16 protein-coding genes and 1 tRNA gene are annotated in these 17718 nt (G+C 73.4%); 11 read left to right on the top strand and 6 right to left on the bottom strand.

The features are described 5' to 3' along the window. Nucleotides 1-50: 50 nt before the first annotated feature. The 3 genes from cysS to ASE27_RS02315 all read left to right on the top strand — a co-directional run bounded on the left by cysS (nucleotide 51) and on the right by ASE27_RS02315 (nucleotide 3506). Nucleotides 51-1490 (top strand): cysteine--tRNA ligase, encoded by a 1440-nt coding sequence (gene cysS / locus ASE27_RS02305; RefSeq protein WP_056645266.1) that lies wholly within the window; start codon nucleotides 51-53, stop codon nucleotides 1488-1490. A gap of 97 nt (nucleotides 1491-1587) precedes the next feature. Then, nucleotides 1588-2610, top strand: coding sequence for a 23S rRNA (guanosine(2251)-2'-O)-methyltransferase RlmB (rlmB, locus tag ASE27_RS02310; RefSeq protein WP_056645268.1), 1023 nt, complete (start codon nucleotides 1588-1590; stop codon nucleotides 2608-2610). A 200-nt stretch (nucleotides 2611-2810) separates the two neighbouring features. Then, nucleotides 2811-3506 carry a YoaK family protein gene (locus ASE27_RS02315; RefSeq protein WP_056645270.1) on the top strand — a complete coding sequence of 232 codons (696 nt, stop codon included), beginning with the start codon at nucleotides 2811-2813 and terminating at the stop codon, nucleotides 3504-3506. Nucleotides 3507-3548: 42 nt separating this feature from the next. Here ASE27_RS02315 and ASE27_RS02320 read toward each other — a convergent pair whose 3' ends face one another. From ASE27_RS02320 to otsA, 4 genes are all read right to left on the bottom strand, one after another. After that, on the bottom strand, nucleotides 3549-4790 hold the full coding sequence (locus ASE27_RS02320; RefSeq protein ID WP_056645273.1) for a DUF4032 domain-containing protein: 1242 nt from the start codon (nucleotides 4788-4790) through the stop codon (nucleotides 3549-3551). 192 nt (nucleotides 4791-4982) lie between these two features. Further along, nucleotides 4983-6104, bottom strand: a complete 1122-nt coding sequence (locus ASE27_RS02325; RefSeq protein ID WP_056645275.1) for an ABC transporter ATP-binding protein — start codon at nucleotides 6102-6104, stop codon at nucleotides 4983-4985. 223 nt (nucleotides 6105-6327) lie between these two features. Then, nucleotides 6328-7281, bottom strand: a complete 954-nt coding sequence (locus tag ASE27_RS02330) for a trehalose-phosphatase (RefSeq protein WP_056645277.1) — start codon at nucleotides 7279-7281, stop codon at nucleotides 6328-6330. After that, nucleotides 7278-8744 (bottom strand): alpha,alpha-trehalose-phosphate synthase (UDP-forming), encoded by a 1467-nt coding sequence (gene otsA, locus ASE27_RS02335; protein ID WP_056645278.1) that lies wholly within the window; start codon nucleotides 8742-8744, stop codon nucleotides 7278-7280. The genes ASE27_RS02330 and otsA overlap by 4 nt, the downstream gene beginning before the upstream one ends. Before the next feature lie 120 nt (nucleotides 8745-8864). Here otsA and ASE27_RS20545 point away from each other — a divergent pair, with 120 nt between their 5' ends. From ASE27_RS20545 to ASE27_RS02355, 4 genes are all read left to right on the top strand, one after another. Further along, entirely contained in the window at nucleotides 8865-11030 is a 2166-nt protein-coding gene (locus ASE27_RS20545; RefSeq protein WP_056645281.1) for a serine/threonine-protein kinase, read from the top strand. Between the two features lie 49 nt (nucleotides 11031-11079). Further along, on the top strand, nucleotides 11080-11712 hold the full coding sequence (locus tag ASE27_RS02345) for a hypothetical protein (RefSeq protein WP_157257341.1): 633 nt from the start codon (nucleotides 11080-11082) through the stop codon (nucleotides 11710-11712). A 135-nt stretch (nucleotides 11713-11847) separates the two neighbouring features. Further along, nucleotides 11848-12693 carry a DsbA family protein gene (locus ASE27_RS02350; protein ID WP_056645285.1) on the top strand — a complete coding sequence of 282 codons (846 nt, stop codon included), beginning with the start codon at nucleotides 11848-11850 and terminating at the stop codon, nucleotides 12691-12693. A 119-nt stretch (nucleotides 12694-12812) separates the two neighbouring features. After that, a tRNA-Thr gene (locus tag ASE27_RS02355) sits at nucleotides 12813-12885 on the top strand. Between the two features lie 92 nt (nucleotides 12886-12977). Here the strand turns inward: ASE27_RS02355 and ASE27_RS02360 are convergent. Then, complete coding sequence (locus ASE27_RS02360) at nucleotides 12978-13799, bottom strand: SGNH/GDSL hydrolase family protein (protein ID WP_056645288.1); 822 nt, start codon at nucleotides 13797-13799, stop codon at nucleotides 12978-12980. A gap of 83 nt (nucleotides 13800-13882) precedes the next feature. After that, nucleotides 13883-14623 carry a uracil-DNA glycosylase gene (locus ASE27_RS02365; RefSeq protein ID WP_255354214.1) on the bottom strand — a complete coding sequence of 247 codons (741 nt, stop codon included), beginning with the start codon at nucleotides 14621-14623 and terminating at the stop codon, nucleotides 13883-13885. Between the two features lie 116 nt (nucleotides 14624-14739). On the opposite strand from ASE27_RS02365, the gene ASE27_RS02370 reads away from it, so the two are divergent. From ASE27_RS02370 to ASE27_RS02385, 4 genes are all read left to right on the top strand, one after another. Next, a complete protein-coding gene (locus ASE27_RS02370; protein ID WP_056645292.1) occupies nucleotides 14740-15066 on the top strand; it encodes a DUF3263 domain-containing protein in 327 nt (108 codons plus the stop codon). Between the two features lie 31 nt (nucleotides 15067-15097). Then, the gene (locus ASE27_RS02375) at nucleotides 15098-15757 is read left to right on the top strand and encodes a LytR C-terminal domain-containing protein (RefSeq protein ID WP_056645295.1); all 660 of its coding nucleotides are present in this window, start codon (nucleotides 15098-15100) and stop codon (nucleotides 15755-15757) included. A 226-nt stretch (nucleotides 15758-15983) separates the two neighbouring features. After that, on the top strand, nucleotides 15984-16187 hold the full coding sequence (locus tag ASE27_RS02380) for a cold-shock protein (protein WP_056645298.1): 204 nt from the start codon (nucleotides 15984-15986) through the stop codon (nucleotides 16185-16187). A gap of 5 nt (nucleotides 16188-16192) precedes the next feature. Then, nucleotides 16193-17683 (top strand): NAD(P)/FAD-dependent oxidoreductase, encoded by a 1491-nt coding sequence (locus ASE27_RS02385; protein ID WP_235534061.1) that lies wholly within the window; start codon nucleotides 16193-16195, stop codon nucleotides 17681-17683. The last annotated feature ends 35 nt before the right edge of the window (nucleotides 17684-17718 follow it).

Here is a 17718-nt window from a genome sequence, read left to right on the forward strand (position 1 = left end):
CGCCGGGGCGGGTTCTGCCGGGAGGGGTGCACCCCGGTAACCTTGCGGGCGTGAGCCTTCGACTGTTCGACACCGCGACGCGGGACGTGCGCGACTTCATCCCCCAGAACCAGGGTGAGGTCGGCATCTACCTGTGTGGGGCGACGGTCCAGTCGGCGCCGCACATCGGCCACATGCGCTCGGCCGTCGCGTTCGACGTCCTGGTGCGCTGGCTGCGTCGCACGGGCTCGCGCGTGACCCTCATCCGCAACGTCACGGACATCGACGACAAGATCCTCGCCAAGTCCGTGGACGCGGGCGAGCCCTGGTGGGCGTGGGCCGCGATCAACGAGCGCGCCTTCACCGCGGCCTACGACGCGCTGGGTGTGACACCTCCGACCTACGAGCCCCGCGCCACGGGGCACGTGCCGGACATGGTCGAGCTCATGCAGCGCCTCGTCGACTCGGGGCACGCCTACACGACCGGACCCGGCGACGTGTGGTTCGACGTCCGCTCGTGGGCGGACTACGGCTCGCTCACGAACCAGCGCCTCGAGGACCTCGCCCCCGCCCCGGCGGACCCGGCCGAGGACTCCCTCAAGCGCGACCCGCGCGACTTCGCGCTCTGGAAGGCCCCCAAGCCCGGCGAACCCGCCACGGCCTCGTGGGACACCCCGTTCGGGCGCGGACGGCCCGGCTGGCACCTCGAGTGCTCGGCCATGGCCCACCGGTACCTGGGGAGCACGTTCGACATCCACGGCGGCGGCCTGGACCTGCGGTTCCCGCACCACGAGAACGAGCAGGCGCAGTCCCGCGCGGCCGGCGACGGGTTCGCCCAGTACTGGCTGCACTCGGCCTGGGTCACCCAGGGCGGCGCCAAGATGAGCAAGTCGCTCGGCAACGGGCTGCTCGTGCGCGAGGTGCTCGCCACGACCAGCCCGGCCGTGCTGCGCTACGCGCTCGCCGCGGTCCAGTACCGCTCGATGCTCGAGTGGACGCAGGACACCGTGACCGAGGCAGAGGCCACGTGGGAGCGGCTCAGCGGGTTCGTCCAGCGAGCGAGCGAGCGCGTGGGCGAGGTCGACGTCGCGGACGTGCGCGAGGCCGAGCTCCCGACCGCGTTCGTGACGGCCATGGACGACGACCTCAACGTGCCGGCCGCGCTCGCCGTGGTCCACGAGCACCTGCGGGCGGGCAACTCTGCGCTCGCCGACCGGTCGCCGGCCGCCGACACGGTCGCCCGTCACCACCTCGTCTCGCTCCGCGCGATGCTCGACGTGCTGGGGCTGGACCCCGCGGGCGAGCAGTGGGCCGACGCCGGGGACACCCGGTACCGCCACGCGCTCGACGCGGTCGTGACCGCCGAGCTCGACGCCCGCGCCCAGGCACGGGCGGCACGCGACTTCGCCACCTCCGACGCGATCCGGGACCGCCTCGCGGCCGCCGGGGTCGTCGTGGAGGACTCCAGCGACGGGGCCCGCTGGTCCCTCGCTGCACGCCAGGGCACCTGACCAGGAGCCCTGGCCCGACGGCCGGACGGCGCCCACCGGGGCGCGGGGTCCGCCACCGACAACTTCACTCATTCACATCGACCGACGGGGCAGACCCATGGCTGGAAACTCACAACGACGCGGCGCGACCCGCAGCAGCAACAAGAAGGGCGCCGTCGCCGGCACGGGCGGCAAGAACCGTCGCTCGCTCGAGGGCCGTGGCCCGACGCCCAAGGCCGAGGACCGCACCTACCACAAGGCGCACAAGGCCAAGGTCGCGGCCGAGCGCCGCGAGGCCACCTCGACGGGTCCCCGCTCGCACGACGCCAAGAGCGCAGCCCGTGGTGGCCGCCCGAGCGGTCGCACGCCGTCGCGCACGACCCGCTCGAGCAGCGCCAACGAGGTCGTCAACGGCCGCAACGCGGTGCTCGAGGCCCTCCGTGCGTACATCCCGGTCTCCGCGGTCTACATCGCGACGCGCCTCGAGGCCGACGACCGCACCAAGGAGATCCTGAACATCGCCTCCGGGCGCGGGTACAACCTCCTCGAGGTCACCAAGGCCGAGCTCGACCGCATGACCGACGGCTCGGTCCACCAGGGCGTCGCGATCCAGGTCCCGCCCTACGACTACGCCGACCCCGAGGACCTCCTCGACCGGGCGCACGAGGCAGGCGAGCCCCCGCTCATCGTCGCGCTCGACGGCGTGACCGACCCGCGCAACCTCGGCGCCGTCCTGCGTTCTGCGGGCGCGTTCGGCGCGCACGGCGTCCTGGTGCCCGAGCGGCGCGCGGCCGGCGTCACGGCCTCGGCCTGGAAGGTGTCCGCCGGGGCGGCGGCGCGCGTGCCCGTGGCCCGTGCGACCAACCTCGTGCGCACGCTCACCGAGTACAAGGCCGCGGGCTGCTTCATCGTCGGGCTCGACGGCGGCGGCCCCGTCGCCGTGGGCGAGCTCGCGTTCGGCAAGGACCCGCTCGTGCTCGTCGTCGGCTCCGAGGGCAAGGGCCTCTCGCGCCTCGTGCGCGAGACGTGCGACGTCGTCGCCTCGATCCCGATCCTCTCGGACGTCGAGTCGCTCAACGCAGGCGTCGCAGCCGGCATCTCGCTCTACGAGGTCGCGCGCCTGCGCGCCGCCGAGGACTGAGCCTCTCCGCACCGCCACGCGCCCCAGGGCGCCCCGCAGGCCGCCTCCAGGCCGTCCGTGGGGCGCCCTGTGCGCTCTCCTGTGCGCGCCTGGGCGGGAGCGCGACGGTGCGGGCGTGGTCGCTGCACCGAGGCTCCGCGACACGGTGGCTCCCGGGCCCCGCGGGTGCGCCCCGTGGTCTCCCGGGGCATGCTCGCGGCATGGACCCTCACCCCGTGCACCGGCACTACCGGGTGCTGCTCCTCGTCCTGACGTTCTCGACGGGCATCATCGACGGCATCTGCTACCTGGCCCTGGACCAGGTCTTCACGGCCAACATGACCGGCAACGTGCTCATCCTCGGGATGGGACTGGCCGGTGGGCAGGACGTCCCCACGGCCGGCCCGCTCGTCGCCCTCGTGGCGTATGTCGGGGGAGCGGGGATCGCCGGGTACGCGTTCCGCAACCACCCGGCCGGTTGGCACCGGACGACCACCGGTCTGTTCGCGGGGGTCGGTGTGGGCGTGCTCGCCGCGTCCGTCGCGGCCGCCCTGGTCGGGGAACCCAGGGGATGGCACCTGCTCGTGATCGTGGCGGTGCTCGGGCTGTCGATGGGCACCCAGGCAGCGACCGCACGGCACCTGTCGGTCAAGGACCTCACGACGACCGTGGTCACCTCGACGCTCACGGGACTGGCCGCCGACTACTTCCAGGGCAGCCAGGGCCGGGAGGCCTGGGTCCGTCGGGTGTCCGCGGTCCTCGCGCTCGGTGCGGGCGCGGCCACGGGGGCTCTCGTGCTGCGCGCGGGGCTCGAGGTGGCACTCGTGGTGCCCGGGGTCATCGCGCTCGGTACGGCCCTCGTGGGTGAGCGCTACCGACGCCAGGACGCCGTGCCGGCAGCCGCGACACGCCCCTGATCCCCGGAGCCCCGGCCGTCGAGACCTTCGCCCCGGTGAGCGTCACTCCTGCTGGTCGACCTCGCCCGGGGCCAGGCCCAGGATCGCCTTCTCGTCGGGCCGGTGCCGCAGCACGTTCTCCACGTAGGACGCCGTGGCCTCGGGCATGGGGATGTCGCGCCCGGCCTTCTCGGAGATGAACCAGCGGTGGTCGAGGATCTCGTGGAAGAGCTGTGCGGGCTGCAGCTTGCGCCGCAGGTCGCGCGGCACGGCCTGGATCGTGGGCTCGAACACGCCGCTGAGCCAGTCGTGCGCGACGAACTCCTCGTCGTCGTTCTGCCGCTCGGCCGCCGCGCGATAGGAGTCGAGGTCGTTGAGGAGCCGGCGCGCCTGGTTCTCCTGCACGTCCAGTCCCGTGAGCCGGATGAGGCGGCGCGAGTGGTGCCCGGCGTCGACGACCTTGGGCTGGATCTGGACCGTGGTCCCGTCGATGTCGGTCGTGATGTCGAGCTCGCCGACGTCGAACCCCAGGTTGTTGAGGCGTTCGATGCGGGCCGCGACGCGCCAGCGCTCGTCGGACGCGAACGACTCGGCGTTCGTCAGGGCGTCCCAGAGCTCGTTGTACCGTGCGACGAGCGCGTCGCCCACGAGGATCTCGTCGATGTCCTCGTCGAGGAGCTCGCCCGCCGAGAGGTCCATGAGCTCGCCGATGATGTTGGTGCGCGCGAGGTCCACGTCGTAGCTGCGCTGGCCCGGGCTCAGCTCGCGGTGCAGGTCGCCCGTCTCCGCGTCGACGAGGTAGGCCGCGAAGGTCTCGGCGTCGCGTCGGAAGAGCGTGTTGGACAGCGACACGTCGCCCCAGTAGAAGCCGATGAGGTGCAGCCGCACGAGCAGCACGGCGAGGGCGTCGATGAGCCGGGTCGCGGTGTCGGGCTGGAGGGCCTGGCTGAAGAGCGCGCGGTAGGGCAGCGAGAACTGCAGGTGCTCGGTGATGAGCACGGCCTCGAGGCGCTCGCCGTTCGCGTCGGAGCGGCCCGTGATGACCCCGACGGGCACGACGCTCGGCACGTCCATGCGGCTGAGCTGGCGCAGGAGCTCGTACTCGCGGTACGCGACGGACTCGCCGATCTCCTTGATCGCGATGACGCGCCCGGACATGCGCACGAAGCGCACGATGTGGCGGGAGATGCCGCGGGGGAGGGCTGCGAGCACCTCGTCGGGCCACTGCTCGAGCGGGATGTCCCAGGGGAGGTCGAGCAGGGCTGGGTCGGGGGCTGACGCGGTGATCTGCAGGTTCTGCACCATGACAGGTCCTTTCTCCGCGGTGGCCGGTCGCGCGGGGTGGCTCGGCGGACTGCGGTGCGCGCCGTGCGGCAGGTCGCCGCGGGTCCGCACCCGTCGTCGGTCACGGCTGCGGACGTTCCGCAGCCACGGGGAAGGATATGCGAAAGGGGCGGACCCGGCACACAGCCGAGCCCGCCCCCGTGTCGCTAGAGGTCAGCTGAGACGCAGGCCCGTCGCGGTCGAGAAGATGTGCGTGTTGCCCGGGCGGATCGCCACGTGGATGCGCTCGCCCTTGGCGGGCACGTTGCGCGGGTCGACGCGGACGATGATCTGGTTGTCACCAGCACCCGAGTGGACGTCGGCGCTGGCCAGGTCACCCTTGAGGGTGCCGTAGACGAACGCGTCGGAGCCGAGCTCCTCGACGATGTTGACCTCGACGGCGAACGCGTTCTCGTTCGCCTGCGTGGTGACCTCGAGGGACTCGGGGCGGAAGCCGACCGTGACCTTGCCCTTGTCGGCCTCGGTGATCTTGGCGACGACCTCGCGGTCGAGCGGGATGCGCGCCGCGCCGACCTCGGCTGCACCGTTGTTCACGGTGAAGGTCGCGAGGTTCATGGCGGGGGAGCCGATGAAGCCGGCGACGAACACGTTGGCCGGGGTGTCGTACATGTCGCGCGGCGTGCCGACCTGCTGCAGGAGGCCGTCCTTGAGGACCGCGATGCGGTCACCCATGGTGAGGGCCTCGGTCTGGTCGTGCGTGACGTAGACGGTCGTGACGCCGAGACGGCGCTGGAGCGACGCGATCTGCGTACGGGTCTGGACACGGAGCTTGGCGTCGAGGTTCGACAGCGGCTCGTCCATGAGGAAGACCTGCGGCTGGCGGACGATCGCGCGGCCCATGGCGACACGCTGGCGCTGACCACCCGAGAGGGCCTTCGGCTTGCGGTCCAGGTACTCGGACAGGTCGAGGATCTTCGCAGCCTCCTCGACGCGCTGGCGGATGTCCGCCTTGGGCGTGCCGGCGATCTTCAGCGCGAAGCCCATGTTGTCCGCGACGGACATGTGCGGGTACAGCGCGTAGTTCTGGAACACCATCGCGATGTCGCGGTCCTTGGGCTGCACGTCGGTGACGTCGCGGTCACCGATGAAGATGTGCCCGCCGTTGACGTCCTCGAGGCCCGCGAGCATGCGGAGCGAGGTCGACTTGCCACAACCCGAGGGGCCGACGAGGACGAGGAACTCGCCGTCCTCGATGTGCAGGTTGAGCTGGTCCACCGCAGGGCGCTCGGTCCCCGGGTAGAGCCGCGTTGCGTGGTCGAAAGTGACCGTAGCCATGATGGGTACATCCCTCCACCGGCAGGTACGTGCCGGACGATCCGTTGTGTAGTGACGTGCCGCGCTTTCACGTGGTGCGTGTCTGCTGTGACACAGAAGAAGTCGAACCTCCAGGGATTCCGGTCACCCGGGGACCTGGGGGTCCGACGTCATCGTTGCTCGGCATCCTACCCCCGCCCGCTGAGTTCTCCGTCACACCCCGGTCACGTCCGGGTAACGGTCCTCAGGCTCCCAGCAGGTCGGCGAGCGCCGTGAGTGCGCGGGCCGCCTCGGCGGGATCGGCGACGCGCCGGCGTGCGAGCGTCTCACCGGGGCCGACCTTGATCCCGAGGTCGGACGGGCCGAGCACGGCGAACGCCCTCTCGTCGGTCACGTCGTCGCCCAGGTAGAGCACCGCCGGCGACCCCAGGCTCGTGCGCAGCGCGTCGAGCGCGATGCCCTTCGAGGTGCTCGTGACCGCGATCTCGACGACGTTCTTCCCCGTCATGGCGTGCGCGCCCAGCTCGTCGCCGAGCCGCGCGGCGGCTGCCGAGGCCTCGTCGGCCGCGGGCTGGGGGGACAGGCGGGTGTGCAGCACCGCGGCGGAGGGCTTGTGCTCGACCCAGGCGCCCTCGACGGGGGCCGCGATCTCCTCGAGCCCCTGCGTGACGCGGTCCAGCAGGGTGGTCTGGGCGTCGTCGAGCGCGACGGGCACCAGGCGGACGCGGGCCGTGGTCCCGTCCGCGCGGACCTGGCTCTGCCCACCAGCGGCGGCGGCGGCGTCAGCCCCGCCGGCATCGCCGGCAAGGCCCGGACCGTCGGCCGGATCGCCCTCGGGGGTGGGAGCCAGCACCTCGCCCGTCTCGGCGCCGTGGCTCCCGACGAGCAGCGCCTCCACGGGCGGCGAGGCCAGGCGCGCGAGGTCCTCGATCCGGCGGCCCGACACGAGCGCGACGCGCACGCGGTCCGGGCCGAGCGTCGCGAGCCGCGCGAGCGCGGCCGCCGACGCCGGGGTGGGGCGCGACGCGAGCGGGTCGTCGCCCAGGGGGGCGAGCACCCCGTCGAAGTCGCTCGCCACGAGCAGGGGCCCGCCCGCCGGCGCGCCGCCGTCGGGCGTGCGGGGGGCGAGCGCCGCGAACGCGGCGAGGTCGCGCTCGAGCCCGCCGTCGAGCGAGGTCCCGGGGCCCGACGCCGTCACGCGCCCTCCCCCTCGACCGGTTCCTGGCGGCGGGGCGTGTCGCGCGACGGCATGGCCTGCAGCACGCCGAGGAAGGACTCGGACCACTTCGAGACGTCGTCCGCGAGGACGCGTCGACGCAGGCGGCGCATGCGCTTGCGCTGCTCGCGGGGGTCCATGTGGGCCGCGGCGACGATGATGTCCTTCATGCCGTCGATGTCGTGCGGGTTGACGAGCAGCGCGCCGCTCGCGAGCTCGTCGGCCGCGCCCGTGAACTCCGACAGCACGAGCACGCCCTGGTCGTCCGAGCGGGCCGCGATGTACTCCTTGGCCACGAGGTTCATGCCGTCGCGCAGCGAGGTGACGAGCATGACGTCGGCCGCGAGGTAGAGCGCGGCCATCTCCTCGGGCGGGTACGAGTGGTGGAGGTAGTGGATCGCGGCGTGGCCGATCTCCGCGTACTCGCCGTTGATGCGCCCCACGAGGCCCTCGACCTGCTCGCGCAGCTCCTGGTAGGCGCCCACGTTCTCGCGGCTGGGGCTCGCGACCTGTACGAGCGTGACGTGCTCGACGTCGATGCGCCCGTCCTGGAGGATCTCGCCGTAGGCCTTGATCCGGTGCCGGATCCCCTTGGTGTAGTCGAGCCGGTCGACCCCGAGCATCATGACCTCGGGGTCGCCCAGGTCGGCGCGGATCTCGCGCGAGCGAGCCTGGACCTCGGGGGTCCGGGCGAGCTCGTCGAACGTGTGCGAGTCGATCGAGATGGGGAAGGCCGCGGCGCGCACGTGGCGGGCGGGGCTGTCCTCGGTCGCGGGGGTCGTGACGATGGGCCCACGGGTCGTGTAGCCGGTCAGGCGGCGCACGGCCCGGATGAAGTTCGACGCGTCGCCCGCGCGCTGGAAACCGATGAGGTCCGCACCCAGGAGCCCGTCGATGACCTGGCGGCGCCACGGGAGCTGCTGGAACAGCTCGAGCGGGGGGAAGGGGATGTGGTTGAAGAAGCCGATCCGCAGGTCGGGTCGCTGCTCGCGCAGCATGCGGGGCACGAGCTGGAGCTGGTAGTCGTGCACCCAGACGGTCGCACCGTGGTCGGCCTGGGCCGCCGCGGCGTCGGCGAAGCGCTGGTTGACGCGCCGGTAGGCGTCCCACCACTGCCGGTGGAACGCCGGGGGAGCGATCACGTCGTGGTAGAGCGGCCACAGCGTGTCGTTCGAGAAGCCCTCGTAGTAGCGCTCGATCTCGGTCGCGGAGAGCGTCACGGGCACGAGCCGCATGTCGTCCGCGTCGAAGGGCTCGACCTCGAGGTCAGGCGCGCCGGACCAGCCCACCCAGGCACCGTCCGACTTCTGCATGACGGGCTCGAGAGCCGTGACGAGTCCTCCGGGGGAGCGCTTCCAGTCGACGCGTCCCTCGTGGTCGACCGTGAAGTCGACCGGGAGCCGGTTGGACACCACGACGAGGTCGTAGCCGTCTTTGCCAGTCAATGGAGATCTCCTTGATATTCGGTTGGACGTCCGTGAATCTCCACCCAGGTTATCGGTGCCGCGTCTCACCTGCTCACGGGAGCGCAGGGCACGGACGCGTTTTGTCGATACCTTGACACCATGGAGGAGGCCAGCAGCAGATCTGTCGACCCGGCGCGGAGCAACGGCACCGCGCGCCGTGGCGGGCTGCCGGCGGGCAGCGAGGTCGGGGGCTACCGCATCCTCGCGCGGCTCGGTGCCGGCGCCATGGGCGCGGTCTACGAGGCCGAGGACGGCGGCGGGAACCTCGTCGCGATGAAGTTCCTGCACGCCCATCTCGACGTCGACGCCCAGGGCCGGGACCGCCTGCGCCGCGAGGCCGTCGCGCTCCAACGGCTGCGGCACCCGGCGGTCGCGCAGATCCTCGACGTCGAGCTCGACGGCTCGGACGCCTTCATCGTCACCGAGCTCGTCGACGGCCCCAACCTCGAGGAGGAGATCGCGACGGGGGGACCGCTCGACGCGCGCGACCTGTTCGAGCTCGCGGACCAGCTCGCCGAGGCGCTCGAGGCCGTCCACAGCGCGGGCGTGGTGCACCGCGACCTCAAGCCGAGCAACGTCCTGGTGACCCAGAACGGGCCGGTGCTGATCGACTTCGGGATCGCGCACGGCCTCGACGAGGCCCGTGCGACGTCGACGGGCCTGGTCATGGGCACGCCCGGCTACCTGGCCCCCGAGCTCCTCGAAGGGGCCGCGCCGAGCGTCAACAGCGACTGGTGGGGATGGTCGGCCGTGCTGGCCTTCGCCGCCACGGGCCGCCCGCCGTTCGGCATGCGCCCGGTCGAGACGGTCCTGGCACGTGCCCGCACGGGCGAGGCCGACCTGGCGGGGCTCGGCCCGCGGACCGCGGCTGTGCTCGCGGCGGCGCTCCGGGCCGACCCGGCGCGGCGCCTGGGGCCGTCGGAGGTCGCCGAGGTCCTCCGCCGCGTCGCGGACGAGGGGGACGGCCCGACGGCGTCGCCCGCCACGGGAGCGACCGCGATCGTCCCGCCCACCTTCAGCGGGCAGGGGGTCGGCGCAGCGGCGGCCGGGGCCCTCGCTGCGACGCTCGCGGCCGCGGGCAGCGCGGCGGCCAGCACCCCGACGGTCCCCGCCGCGACGCGGCTCGCGGGTGCAGGCGCAGGTGCAGGTGCGGGTGCTGCGGCCACCGTGGCGCTCCCCGCGTCGGCCGTCGACGTCATGCCGACGAGCGTGGTGTCCGCGACCCGTTCGGCGGTCCCGGTCCCCGGTGCTCCCTCGATCCCGCCGCTCGCGGCGACCCAGGTCCTCGCCAACGACGGGCGGACGGTCGCGATGCCCGCGGTCCCGCCGGGGGCACCGGTGCCGGCGCCGCAGCAGCCGCCGCCCTCGGTGGTCCCGCGCGTCTCCCCGGTCCAGCTCCAGGGCCCCGTCCCCGCGGCAGCGCCAGGGCGGGCCCCGGTCCCTCCGCCCGGGTACGCCGTGCCCCCGCCCGCGACGACTCCCTACCCGCCGCAGCCGGGCCGACCCGCCGGGGCCACCGCTCGTGCTGATCGCGGGCAGCCAGCCCCGGGGCAGGTCGCCACGCCGCCCGGGCGGGACCCGCTGTTCGACGCGTTCGGCCAGCCCGTCGTGGCAGCGCCCGCCGATGGGTACGCCCGCCCGTCCCACCGGCACCGGAGCGGGACCCTGCTCGCGCTCGGGCTCCCGCTCGTCCTGCTCGCGGGCAGTCACCCCGGGGTCGCGTTCGTGCTCCTGTGCCTGCTCGTGGTCGCCGCGCGCGTCGTGGGCGTGGCCGCCGACTCGTTCCACGCGCACCGCGAGCGCAAGGGCGTCCAGCGCAGCGACGGCGTCCGGGTCGCGGTCTCGGTGCCCTGGTACGCGCTGCGGGCCGCCGTCGGTGCGTTGCCGTCGCTGCTCGTCGCCGGGTGCGGAGGTCTGCTCGTCGCAGTCGGGGCGTGGTGGATGCTCGCACCCGGGATGGTCGTCCTCGCCCCCCAGCAGACGGTCGAGGCGCGGTCCGCGGGCGGGGCGAACGAGGACTGGGTCTTCACCGTGGTCCTGTGCCTCGCGATGGCGGTCGCGGTGCTTCTCGCGTGGTTCGGCCCGCTCTCCGCGCTGACGCGCTTCGGGGCGCGCACGACCCTCGTGCACGTCGCGCCGGGGAGGGTGGGGGCGATCGTCCTCGTCGTGGTGGGCCTCGCGCTCGCCGCGATCGTGCTCTTCTCGCTCGGCGACGGAGCGCCCATCGAGTGGGCGCCGTTCCCCGGACCACCCCCGAGCATCTGATCCTGCGGCTTCACCGGAAACTCCCAGACTGTCCGAGTACGCTGACCCCGTGACCAGGACGTCCGCACCGGGCGCACCACACGGTGCCTCGCCCGGAACGCCCCCGAACGAGACCGCGCCACGCGCTGCGGTCCGTGCGGTCGTGCGCGCGCGGTCCGTCCGAGGGACCTCCGCGGAGGCCTCGGTCCGCCGGTTCTCCGCCGTGACCTCGCTCGTCGTCGCCGGGTTCCTGCTCGTCGTCGGGACCCTGTCCCTCCTCGCGGACCGCGGCTTCAGCGTCGTCCACCAGTGCCTGCCGGCGCCCGGAGGCTGGGGCGTCGCCGGGGTCCACCTGGCCCTCCTGCGAGAGACCGCCGAGTGCCCGGCCGGGACCGCCGCCCTGGGGGGAGACCCCGCGCGGGTCGTCACGGTCGTCGGCGTGCTCGCCCTGCCCGTGCTGCTGGCGCACCTCGCGCTCCTGCTCGCGGGCTGCGGCCTCGCCGCCGTCGCCCTGCGCGTCCGTGACCGGCTCGTCGGCGTCCTGCGCCCCCGGAGCCTCGCCGCGCTGCTGCACCGCCCGCTCGCCCCTGTCGCCGACGCGTGCCGCCAGGTCGTCCGCTCGGCCACCAAGGTCCTGCACCATCTCGCGCTCGCCGCGGTGCGCTCATTGCGCGGGCCGCCGACCGCGCTCGCGGCCGCCTGACGACTCGTCACCCGACTCGTCACCGCCGCGCGCCCCGGTGCCACCCGCACCCCGGTGCGCGGCACGGACCGCCTTCCCGCGACCTGCGCGGCCCCTTCCGGGACGCCGCGCCCCGAACGACTTCCAAGGACTCTCATGTCGACGAACGAACCCCGTCAGACCAAGGCCGACCGCCGCGACGCGGCCCGTGCCGAGGCCCTCGCGCTGCGCGAGGCACAGGCCAAGCGCGACAAGCGCAACCGAGCGATCACGATCGGCGCCCTCGTGGGCGGCCTCGCGGTCCTCATCGGCGCCTTCCTCTGGGTGTTCATCCCCGCGATGAACCAGAAGGAGGCTCGCGTGACCGAGCCGCTCACCGGCGTCACCGCACCCGGCACGGCGACCGACACGGCCGGCATCTCCCTCGGCGCCGACGGCGTCGCCGGCACCAGCACCGACGGCGCGGTCGACGTCGGCGTGTACTTCGACTACATGTGCCCCATCTGCGGGCAGTTCGAGGAGATCAACGGCGCCTCGCTCGACCAGCTGCGCGAGGCCGGCGACGTGAACGTCGTGCTGCACCCCGTGGCGATCCTCGACCGCATGGCCAACGCCCAGCAGTTCTCGACGCGCTCGGCCGCTGCCGCCGCCTACATCGCCGAGCACGCTCCCGAGCAGCTCAACGCGTTCAACTCGGCGATGTTCGTCAATCAGCCCGAGGAGAACAAGGAGACGCTGACCGACCAGCAGATCGCCGAGATCGCCAAGACCGCGGGCGTCCCGGCCGACGTGGCCGACAAGATCGCCGCGGGGGACGCGGTCGACGAGTTCGGCGACTGGGTCGAGGGCGCGACCAACCTCGCGACGCAGAACCCGGACCTCGCCAACCCGCAGAGCGGTGGCTTCGGCACGCCGACCATCACGATCAACGGTGAGCGCTGGGACGGCAACTGGAGCGACCCGACGGCGCTCCAGGCCGCGGTCGAGGCAGCCAAGGGCTGACCCCGCCCCGCCGAGCGAGCGGCCGTCGTCGTGGCCCTGAGGGGACGGACGACGGCCGCGCGCCCGACACCCGGTAGGCTGTTCGCGCACCTCAGGGTGCCGCTGCCCGCGGGTGGCGTGCCGCCTTAGCTCAGCTGGTAGAGCACTCGCCTTGTAAGCGAAAGGTCGTCGGTTCGAACCCGACAGGCGGCTCCGTCAGGAACGACGAAGGCCGGCGCCTCGCAGCACGTGCTGCGAGGCGCCGGCCTTCGTCATGTCCGAGCAGGTGCTGTCCCGGGGTGCCTCTACTGCGACTGCACGGGCGTCAGCACGGGCACCTTGGGCTCGCGCAGGTCGCCCGAGGACTGACCCCGGAGCCGCCGCGTCGCCCACGGGTACACGTGCACCCGCACCCACTCGGCGTTCTGCCGGGCCCGGTCGAGGAGCGGGACCGGCGGGAGGGGAGACAACGGGTCGTCCCACGCGGCGTCGTCGGGCGCCTGGCCCAGGCCCACGAGCGCGGCCTGCGCGACGCGACGGTGCCCGTCCGGGGTCAGGTGGATGCGGTCCTCGGACCACATGCGCCAGTCGTGGAGCGACGCCATGCCCCACAGGTCCAGGACGTGCGCGCCGTGGCGGCGCGCGATCGACCAGATGTGGGTGTTGTAGACGCCCACCCGGCCGCGCGTGAGCCCCACGAGGGGTGACCCCGACGTGTCGAAGCCCGTGCCCAGGAGGACGTCGATGCCCTCGGCGCGCAGCCGGGCCACCGCGTGCTCGAGGTTGCGGGCCAGACGGTCGATGTCGGCCGCAGGGCGCAGGATGTCGTTGCCGCCACCGATGAGGCTCACCAGGTCGGGCTTGAGCGCGATCGCGGCCGGCACCTGCTCGGTCAGGATCGAGCGCAGGAGCCGACCGCGGATCGCGAGGTTGGCGTACTGGAGCGGGGCCTGGCCCGCGGCGCTGCGTCGCGTCGACAGGTGCCCTGCGAGGAGGTCGGCCCAGCCGCGCTGGCGGTCCGGGTCGTTCGGGTAGGGGTCCCAGAGTCCTTCCGTGAACGAGTCGCCGATCGCGACGTAGCTGGCCCATCGGGGCGTGTTCTCATCGTCCGGGTGCGAGGTGGTCACCGGTCCATTGTGTGACAACGGGCGCCGTGCGTCGCGTGACTTTCCTGCCCGACGGCGCCACCCGCCCGGTCAGGTGCCGCACCTCAGGCCGCAGGCAGCGTCCAGTCGACGGGCGCCGCGCCCTGGGCGACGAGCAGCTCGTTGACGCGCGAGAACGGCCGGGACCCGAAGAAGCCGCGGCGGGCCGAGAGCGGGCTGGGGTGCGCGCTCTCGACCACGGGCGTGCTGCCCAGGAGTGGCTTGAGCGTCGCGGCGTCGCGTCCCCAGAGGATCGCGACGAGCGGGCGGTCGCGCGCCACGAGCGCGCGGATCGCGGCCTCGGTGACTGGCTCCCAGCCCTTGCGACGGTGGGAGCCGGCGTCACCGTCGCCAACCGTCAGGACCCTGTTGAGCAGCATGACGCCCTGGTCGCTCCATGCGGACAGGTCGCCGTGCGCGGGCGTCGTGGAGCCCAGGTCGGTCGCCATCTCGGCGTAGATGTTCTGGAGCGAGCGCGGCACGGGACGCACGTGGGGCTGGACGGAGAACGACAGGCCCATGGCGTGGCCGGGCGTGGGGTAGGGGTCCTGACCGACGATCAGGACGCGCACGTCGGCGAGCGGTCGCTGGAAGGCCCGCAGGATGTCCGCCGGCGCAGGCTGGTACGGGCGCCCGGCCGCGGTCTCCGCGCGGAGGAAGTCGCCCACGGCGCGCAGCTGCGGCTCGACGGGGGCCAGGGCGGCCGCCCAGTCGGGGGCCATGATCTCGGCGAGCGGCCGTTGCGGGACGGCGGCCGAGGGGTTGTCGAGGGAGTCGGCAGGGGCGGGCGTCGCGGAGCTGTTCACGCGGCGAGAGTACGCGAGCCGTTGAATGACACCCCTGTCGTTCGCGCGTAGGCTGGAGGTGCCCAGGTCCCCGCCGCTCGCCGGTGCCGGACGCCCCGACGAGTGAGGAACTGCCCATGAGCGAAGCGTTCGCCGACACGGAGCACCTCGTCGCCGCATCCCTGGACGAGGCCGGGACGGAGACGGGGACCGGTTCCGGCCTCTCCGAGCGCGACCAGCAGATCCTCGCGTTCGAGCGTCAGTGGTGGAAGTACGCGGGCGCCAAGGAGCAGGCGGTCCGCGAGCTCTTCGACATGACGGCGACGCGTTATTACCAGGCGCTCAACGCCCTGATCGACTCCCCTGAGGCTCTCGCTCACGACCCCATGCTCGTCAAGCGTCTGCGCCGGATGCGCTCCACGCGTCAGCGCGCCCGCTCCGCCCGCCGACTCGGCGACGTTTAACCTGCCGGGCGAGACGGGCTACCCTGTCGGCGTGAGCAAGAGCGATTACCCCTACGCGCCCGACGAGTTCGACGTCCCCGCGCCCGAGGGCGCGCCCGTCGGGGTGTACCGCGCTCCGCGGAGCACGTGGAGCAAGACGTGGCCGTTCCTGCTCGTCGCCGGGATCTTCGCCGTGGTCGGGATCGGCGGCGTCTACGCGGTCTCCGGCGGGTTCGGCGGAGGGACGCCCGAGGCCGACGCGAAGCCACCGGCAGCGTCGGTCCCCGCCGAGGACCCTGCAGCCGGGGACCCGTCGACCGAGGAGACCCCGGTCGAGGAGGAACCGGTGACCGAGGAGACCCCGGTCGAGGAGGAGCCGCCCGCGGACCCCGCGACCGACATCGACGCCCTGCTGGCAGCAGCCGACAAGGGAGCGTTCGTCCGCGTCCTCAACGACAAGGGGCCCGAGGGCGAGTCCCGCGTCGGCAAGGGGGCCCTGGACGCCAAGGGGTTCACCAAGGTCGAGTTCGCGGCCTACCCCGGCGACTCGGGCGTCACGGCCAACTCGATCTGGTACGCCGCGGACCGCAAGGAGACGGCGATGGCGGTCGCCGCGGTCCTGGGCATCCCGGCGGAGCAGGTCACGCAGGTGGACGTCCGTGAGGGCGACGTCCTCGTGATCGTGAAGTCAGCGCTGACGGTCGCCCCCTGAGACGTCGCGGATCCGTCGCGCGCGGGTCCACGGCATCGTCCCGCCGGGTGACCGACCACCTCGCCACCGGCGGTCGCCGTCCCCCTTCCTGCGCGTCCTCGCAGGGGCCGCATCGCGCGCACCGGTGACGGAGCGCACCACGCGGGCTAGGCTCGGAGGCACCGAGGGCGGTGGTCGCCCGCGGGCGACCCGCGGCACGCATGCGCCGCACGCGAGGAGACGTTCCATGGCCCAGGGCACCGTCAAGTGGTTCAACGCCGAGAAGGGGTTCGGGTTCATCACCCCCGACTCGGGCGGTCAGGACCTCTTCGTCCACTTCAGCGCGATCCAGAACGACGGCTACCGCACCCTCGACGAGGGGCAGGCCGTCGAGTACGAGCCGGGGCAGGGCCAGAAGGGCCCGCAGGCCGAACAGGTGCGCCCGCTCTGAACGCCGTGACCCCGGCGCGGCACCTGACCGAGGTGGACGTCGTCGTCGTCGGATCCGGGCCGAACGGCCTCGCCGCGGCGGTGACGTGCGCCAGGGCGGGCCTGTCCGTCAGGGTCCTGGAGGCGCAGCCCACGGTCGGGGGCGGGTCCCGCACCCTGGACCTGGGTCTGGCCGACGGCATGGTCCACGACATCTGTTCCGCCGTGCACCCCATGGCGTGGGCATCGCCGTTCTTCCAGGCGTTCGACCTGCCCTCGCGCGGCGTCGAGCTGCTCGTCCCCGACGTCTCGTACGCCCAGCCGCTGCCGGGCGGTCGCGCGGGGATCGCCTACCGCGACCTCGACCGGACGGTCGACGGGCTGGGTGTCGACGGCGCCGCATGGCGTTCGCTCGTCGGCTCGCTGTCCCGGAACACGGGACATGCGGTCGCGACCGCTCTGGGCGACAAGCGGAGCATCCCCGCGGGGCTCCTCCCACGTGGGGTGCCGACCGCGGCCCGGTTCGGCCTCGGTGTGCTCGAGCAGGGCACCCGGGCCTGGGACCGGCGCTTCGTGGGGGACGTCGCGCCCGCACTCTTCACAGGGGTCGCGGCGCACGGGATCGCGCCCATGCCGTCGCTGGCCTCGGCAGGGGTCGCGATGCTGCTCGCGTCGCTCGCGCACACCGAGGGCGGCTGGCCGGTCCCTCGCGGCGGCTCGGGGGCGATCGTGACCGCACTGGTCGCGGACCTGGAGGCGCACGGCGGCGAGGTGGTCACCGATCATCCCGTGCGCTCGGAGTCGGACCTTCCCCCGGCCCGGGCCGTCATCTTCGACACGACGCCCCGCACCGTGGTCGAGGTGTTCGGTTCCCGTCTCACCGGACGCGCCGCCAGGGCGCTCACGGCGTTCCCCTACGGCAACGCGGCCGCCAAGGTCGACTTCGTGCTGCGTGGTCCTGTGCCGTGGCAGAACGTCCAGGTCGGGCTCGCCGGGACCGTTCACGTGGGCGGCACACGCGCCGAGATGGCCGCCGCGGAGGCCGCGGTCGAGGCCGGCCGCCACGCCGAGCGGCCCATGGTCCTCGTGAGCGACCCGAGCGTCGTCGATCCCTCACGGAGGGTCGGCGACCTGCGACCGCTGTGGACGTACGCACACGTCCCGGCCGGGTCCACGCTCGACGTCACCGAGGCGATCACCGCCCAGATCGAACGCTTCGCCCCCGGCTTCCGCGACGTCGTCGTGACCTCGCGGTGCGTGCCCGCGGCGCGCATGAGCGAGCACAACGCCAACTACGTGGGCGGGGACATCGCGGCGGGGGCCGTCAGCATGTGGCGCGTCCTCGCGCGCCCGACCGCGCGCCTCGACCCGTACGCGACGGGTCTCGACGGGGTCTACCTCTGCTCGGCCTCGACCCCGCCGGGACCCGGTGTCCACGGGCTCGGCGGTTGGTACGCGGCCCAGCGCGTCCTGCGCCGGGAGTTCGACGTCCCGCACCTGCCGGCCCTGGCGCCCTGACGGCAGGGGCCACCGGGGCGGGTGAGCGCGCACGC

The organism is Oerskovia sp. Root918 (assembly GCF_001428945.1).
GTDB classification, from domain to species: Bacteria; Actinomycetota; Actinomycetes; order Actinomycetales; family Cellulomonadaceae; genus Oerskovia; species Oerskovia enterophila.